The organism is Chryseobacterium mucoviscidosis (assembly GCF_002177115.1).
Classification (GTDB): domain Bacteria; phylum Bacteroidota; class Bacteroidia; order Flavobacteriales; family Weeksellaceae; genus Chryseobacterium; species Chryseobacterium mucoviscidosis.
Window position 1 is genome coordinate 58,766 of sequence record NZ_MVAG01000064.1, and the last position, 6,700, is coordinate 65,465.

Consider the following 6,700-nt stretch of genomic DNA (forward strand, 5'->3'; position numbering starts at 1 on the left):
TGAAATTAGTAACCAGGGTTTTGTTGAATATTTGGATTTGCTGATGTTTCCTTTACTGGAATTGGTAAAGTATACTTGTAACTATTATTAGGAAGATTTGTAACAGTTACAAAATCATCTTTTGGATTTCTATCCATAGTTACACCTGCTAATGTAGCTAATCTCTTAAGATCTATATAACGATGACCTTCTAAGGCTAACTCAATTCGACGCTCTTTTAAGATATCTGCATATGCAGATTGAGCACTTGTATACGTTGGAGTAGTTGCTGTACCTAAGTAATTTCTAGCTACTCTTACTTGTTGAATAAGATTTTGAGCTGTTGATAAATTACCAGCAGCTGTTTCAGCTTCTGCTAAAATAAAATACATTTCAGATAATCTAAATACTTTAATATCATTTCTTGTTGCAGCACTAGTTTTACCAGGATATTTATCTATTACCAATCTATCATTTCTAGAATCTATATCCATGTAATTTGAAGCAATTATTGATGTTGGATCAATATAAGTATATCTTCTTATATCTCCTTTATCTGTGCCTCCAGGAGCTGTGTAAATTAAATTAAATAGATTTCTTCCTAAAAACCACATTGGAACTCCTGTAGCAGCCGAACTGTTTGTATTCCATCTAGTCCCAATACTCTGTCCTGCACCTAAAGGAAGCCTATTAAGTGAAAAAAGTACTTCTCCTCTTGAGGTATCATTCCACATATTTCTGTATGGATTAAATGATCCTAAAAGTCCATTTCCATTTGCAGTTGTGTTACCTCCATAAAAAGCATTATTCCAGGTTGCAGTAGCAGGATTGGTAAGAGAACCAGAAGCTCCTCCTGCTCCTGAGTTTATAAGTGGATTAGAACCTGTAATTGGAGTCGCAAGAGTTAATGATAATCCCGAATTTGATATTACGTCCTGAGCATATTGTTTTGCTAAAACCATATTTCCTCTATACAAATTAAAACGTGCAGAAAGTGCATTTACAAATCTTTTATCTGCATAATATCTAGAATTAGTAGTTTCATACGTCAATATTCCTCTAGCATAGTCTAAATCTTCATTAATAAAATCATAAACCTCCTGATTTGTACTTCTCGGTAATTTAGCATCAGTTGCAGGCACATCTTTTATCAGAACTACACCTAACGCACTTGGATCTTTCATATTGGTTGAAAAATATGATTCCAACTGAACATAACAAAAAGCTCTGATAGCTCTTGCCTGCGCAAGAATACTTTTATATTGTGTTTGTTCTGTTGCCGTAGTAGGAGTTACATTTTTTGCTCCTTCTAGTAATCTATTTACCCTGTTAATTACTCTATAATTATTAAGCCATATTCCATCACTAGAACCAGTACTAACAGATCCTCCACCAACTACCGAAGTAGAAGGATCTAAAAAGAATCTATGTAATTCATACTCCTGTCCTCCGCTTCCACTACCTGGCTTAACTTCATCTGTAAATACAGCCGTAAAATAAATTTCATCTATAGGATCCAACTGTCCATAAACCGATCCGTTTAAAACATCATTCAAATTTGCTACTGATGTATAAACATCATCTTCAAGCAACTGACCAGGTTGAGTAATATCTAAAGCGTCTTCACAGCTATTCAAAGTAACTGTAGTAGCCGATAAAGTTGTTAAAATTAAAATTGTATTTATAATTCTTTTCATAATTCTCTTATTTTAAAAATCTACATTTACACCTACAGAAACTGTTCTAGGATTAGGATATACATTTAATGAATATGTAGTTACAGGCTCAGGATCAAATCCTTTCCAATCTGACCAAGTATATAAGTTCTCCGCCTGAACAAAAATCTTAATACTTTTTACTGGTAAATTTCCTAACTGGTCTTTTGTAAAATTATAACCTAATGAAATATTCTTAAGTCGAATAAAATCTGATTTATATAAAAATTTATCAGAAGATCCTTCTAAACCTGCATTATTTGCATCAAAGGAAGGAATATCAGAATTTGTATTAGTTGGAGTCCATGCATTTAACAAGTCAGAAGAAACATTAATATTAATACCTGCATATGCCGGATTCATCACCCAAGAATATAAATTATCATAGATATAACCTCCTTGCTGGAATGAGAATAATGTATCTAAGAACCAGCCTTTATGTTGAAAGTTGAATCCAAATCCTCCTGTAAATTTAGCGTAAGGAGATTTACCTGTTAAAATTCTATCTGCTGAAGTTGGGGTTTTTGTAATATTACCGTCTTTATCTAAAAATAGTTGCTCGCCATCAGAGTGATCAACTCCAACATATCTATATAATTGATATTGGCTAGCAGGTCCACCTATAGCATTTACGACATCTCCAGATAAATCTTCATTACTCATAGAAACAATCTTATTTGAATTATATGCTCCATTTAAAAAGATTGATAGCTTTGTATTTTCTGTTTTGATTGCATTATATCTGATTAGACCTTCAACTCCTTTGTTATCAAGAATACCATCATTACCTCTGATTCCGTAAACTCCTGTAACCGCTGATCTTTGCAAAGTATTAAACATCCTTGTTGTTCTTTTTTGATAATAATCAAAACTACCTTCTACAATTCCTTTATAATTATAATCTAATCCAACATTAAATTGTTTTACTTGCTCCCACCTTAGATAAGGATTAGATAAGTTCACAAAATTGTATCCTAATAAGTTCTGATAACCTGAAACACCAGAATATAAATCTAAAAAGTTATTAGGTAATAAGGCTAATGGATTTTGGTTATTAGCAGCAATCCCAAGATTTTGATTTCCTGTTGTACCAATTGAAGCTCTTAACTTAAGTAATCTGAATCCTGAATTTGCCATAAATTCCTCCTTATCAAGATTCCATCTAATTGCAGCAGACCAGAATGTTTCCCATCTATTTGTGGGTAAGAATCTATATGACCCATCACGTCTTACTACTCCACTAAATCCATATTTGTCCTTGTAATCATAATCAAATGTTCCGAAATACGCTAATGTTCCAGCGGTAACTTTTGAGGCACTTACAGTAGGTCTATATATATTGGGTGTTTCTGGATTGAAAGGTATATAACCAGTACCTGCCCCAAATGACCACTGCAGTGGATTTAATCCATTTTGAGTTTGGTTGTTCGTCATTACATGAGCCTTGATATAATCCATATATGCAGCTGCCGATATTGTATGATCTCCAAACGTCTTGTTAAATGATATATTTGTAATATTATTGAATGTCAAATCTTGCGTTGTTGAAAATTGCTCAAATCCTCCATATTTAGCACCTTGACCCGCTGCAACAGAAATTGCTAAATATCCTAAAGGAGATCTTGCAAAAATTCTTTCGTACTCTTTGTACTCTATTCCTGTTCTATTCCCTATACTTAAGTAATCTGTGAGTTTATAGTTAACATTTGCATTTGCAGAAATACTTAACTCAGTAAATCGGTTTCTAATCCCACCGTTAATATTGTCCTGAAGAATCCATTGTCTATTTGCTGAACTATTCTGACCAATAGCATTATATAATGCTTGACCATTTGCATAAGGGGAAGGTATTACATAAGATGGAGAAAGGACACTTCCAAATAATGGATTTTGTATCACATTTCCACTAATTCCTGTGTTGGTTTCATCATCTAACTGATTTCTTTTGGAATATCCTAAACCTATAATAGTACCAAATGTAAGTTTACCATCTTTTGATTTTCCACTCAAGTTATTCCTTAATGTAAATCTTTTAAAATCTGTAGATTTAATCGTCCCCTCACTATCCAAATAACCTAAGGATAAAAAGTTATTGATATTTTCTCCACCCCCAGTTATTGATAAATTATGTTGCTGCGAACTTGCAACTTGGGTAAATTGTTTTCTCCAATCTGTATCTATATTCCAATTATCAATCTGATCTTGAGTTAAACCAGCTCCAAACCCACCTCCATAATTTTTTTGAATCTGCAATAACTGTCTTCCGTTAGACATATTATAGTCTGGCTTAGGCATCGTGGAAAAGGATGTTAATGCATCATAAGAAATTTTTAGCCCAGAATTAAATCTTCCAGATTTAGTTGTAATTACAACAACTCCATTTGCAGCTCTGTTACCATATATAGCAGTTGCCTGAGCATCCTTTAAAATACTAAAAGTATCAATATCATAGGAGTTTAAATTTCTAAATTGAGATCCAGAAGTTATAACGCCATCTACTACATAAAGAGGATCAGTAGAACCATTAAGAGAGCTTAAACCTCTGATTAAAATATTAAATTTTCCAGAACCTGGTGATCCAGATGCGGAGTTCACAACAATACCTGGAGCGGTTCCTTGAATAGAATTCAAAACAGAGATATTAGGTCTGTTTTCTAAAGTCTCTGAACCAACAGTAACGGATGAAGTAGTAGATTTAGCTTTTGTTGAGGTCTTACTATACCCCAAAACCACAACTTCCTCAATTTTAGTTTCCTTTGAGGTCGTATCAGTTTTTTTTTGAGCTAGCACAGCTTGTCCAGTAAAAAACAATACTCCTGCGGTTAGTACACGTAATTTCACATTCATATTAACAAATTTTAATATTAAAGACAACAAATATGTTAATAAATTTTAACTCTTACAAGTTTTATTTTTAAACAACTTTAAAAACTAAGAAACACAACAACGCATTGTACAGATATAGCAATCACAACATCTTAATTCGTTAAATAATTCAAATTAAAACACGAATTTATGATAAAAAAAATAAGACAATTTATATTATTTAGAATAATTACAATCTACAATATTTTAACTAATTTTACTAATAAGTTGTTTAATAATCTTATGACTTTATTTACTAAATTAGCTTATTATTTAATTAAAATGAAAAATACAAAATTAATTATTTTATTAGCTTTATTTAGCAAAGTATGCGCACAACAAACACTTTCAGTGAATCAAGTAACAGGCGACCAATCAGTATTTTCTGGCATAAAATCAACGACAGGAAAAACCTTAAAATATGAGGAAATTCAAGGTTCTCCATATTTTGATTTAAAATTTCATGAGGCTAATGTTGCAGAAAATTATGAAAAAATTCCAATAAGATATAACTCTTATAAAGATGAAGTAGAATTCCAGAAAGGTAATTTAATACAAGTCTTGCCAAAAGATTCGAAATTTTCAAAAATTGAAATAATCTCCCCCAGGCAAACTATCGTTCTTTTAAATACAGGAGATGAAAATAGCGGATATCTTTTTGAACTTATAAGTGGTAAAAATAGTTTATTAAAAAAAATAAAAACAAAATTCACAGATATAGTTCCAGCTGCTAGCTCTTATGCTACTGAAAGACCTGCTAATTTCCGTATGCTGGAACCAGTGTATTACATCAAAACTGAAAAAGGATATCATAAAGTTAAAAATCAAAAAAATATCTTTGAACAATTTCCTGAATTAAAAGAAAAACTAGAAACGTTCTTTAAGTCAAATAAAATTAAATTTAATCAAGAGGAAGATCTAGTAAAATTAGTAACTTTTTTAAATCAAAACTAAAGAAGCCGTCTCATTTTAAAAACTAACTTCTTAAAACTATCGTTTTGAACATTAATCCTATTGCTGAAAAGTTGATCTCCACCAGTGCTTTTATCCTCTTCTGATTAACGAGCATAATTATTAAATATATCCTGAATTTCACCAACTATATTTCAGTACATTATCATAAAAATAAAGGTAATGTGGTCAAAAATAGTTGGTGTTTTTGTCAGAAATAATTCGTAATATTTGGCAGTTGATTGGAAGAGGAAATGAGCAATGCTGAAGAGCAACTCATCAGCAATACAATCAACGCTGTAAACAATAGTTTAGAGGATGGCTTTGCCATCCTTTTTTGCAAATTATTGGAACAGCTCTATGGCTTAAAAAAACTTTTACGACTTTAGATTTTTATAGAAAAGATACCATTGGATGAACTTCTTTCTTCGGCTTTTGGTAAGTCCCCTATGAATATTGAGATTGCCTTTCAGATGACCGAAAAAAGACTCTATGCCGTTGGTTGTTTTAGGGATTTTAGGATTTTGCAGAAACATAAACATATTGGGTAAAGCCTTCCTGATAACCGAAAAACAGCTTCTTACCATCTTGTGCGTGTGCCAATATCTTCCGGTTTCCTGACTGTATGATTTTTCATTCAAAAATTCGTGATGCTTCTCAGACCAATCTAAAAATTCTTTGATCCAATACTGCTTTTTAACTTCATTGTCGATAAAATGAATCTTGCAGACAATTTCTCGCAACTCAAAACCCGCTGCAGACTTTGGATAAGCCGAAAGCCATATTTTGCACATTCTCTGAATATGCACCAAACATCTCTGGACAGGAACTTTCGGACAAACTTTACGGATAGCTTTCAGTAGAGATTTGTCGCCATCGCAGGTTATCCCGCCAATTTTTATTCCTAAATTCAAGATGTTTTCCAAATCCTCTTTCAGTTCCTCATAATGCTCGCCGTCCGTAATTCTGTAAAGCTGGGTTTGCTTAAAAACATTATCTCTGTAAATCACCAAACAGATTTCATTGGAGAAATAAGTGCCGTCAATCAGTAAATAAACCTCCTTGTTCTGGTTGTAACTGAGTTTTGGAGCTTTACTAAGCATCACGTTAAAATAACGTGAACTCGACGCTAAAATATTGAATTATATTTAGTTGTCCTTGCCATCTATGCATTTATCCAGTTCGGGAAA

Annotated in this window: 4 protein-coding genes; 1 reads left to right on the forward strand and 3 read right to left on the reverse strand. The window is 32.4% G+C overall.

Going from position 1 to position 6,700, the window contains the following annotated elements; genetic code table 11:
* Window positions 1-5: 5 nt before the first annotated feature.
* Both B0E34_RS02815 and B0E34_RS02820 read right to left on the reverse strand, forming a co-directional pair.
* A complete protein-coding gene (locus B0E34_RS02815; protein WP_087706565.1) occupies window positions 6-1,676 on the reverse strand; it encodes a RagB/SusD family nutrient uptake outer membrane protein in 1,671 nt (556 codons plus the stop codon).
* A gap of 12 nt (window positions 1,677-1,688) precedes the next feature.
* Window positions 1,689-4,541: a SusC/RagA family TonB-linked outer membrane protein gene (locus tag B0E34_RS02820; protein ID WP_087706567.1), complete on the reverse strand. Its 2,853-nt coding sequence runs from the start codon at window positions 4,539-4,541 to the stop codon at window positions 1,689-1,691.
* A 168-nt stretch (window positions 4,542-4,709) separates the two neighbouring features.
* Between B0E34_RS02820 and B0E34_RS02825 the strand changes: the two genes are divergently transcribed.
* Entirely contained in the window at window positions 4,710-5,513 is an 804-nt protein-coding gene (locus B0E34_RS02825; RefSeq protein WP_087706569.1) for a hypothetical protein, read from the forward strand.
* A gap of 374 nt (window positions 5,514-5,887) precedes the next feature.
* On the opposite strand, the gene B0E34_RS02830 is transcribed toward B0E34_RS02825, so the two are convergent.
* Window positions 5,888-6,613 (reverse strand): IS256 family transposase, variant Zn-binding type, encoded by a 726-nt coding sequence (locus tag B0E34_RS02830; RefSeq protein ID WP_087706571.1) that lies wholly within the window; start codon window positions 6,611-6,613, stop codon window positions 5,888-5,890.
* Window positions 6,614-6,700 lie beyond the last annotated feature (87 nt).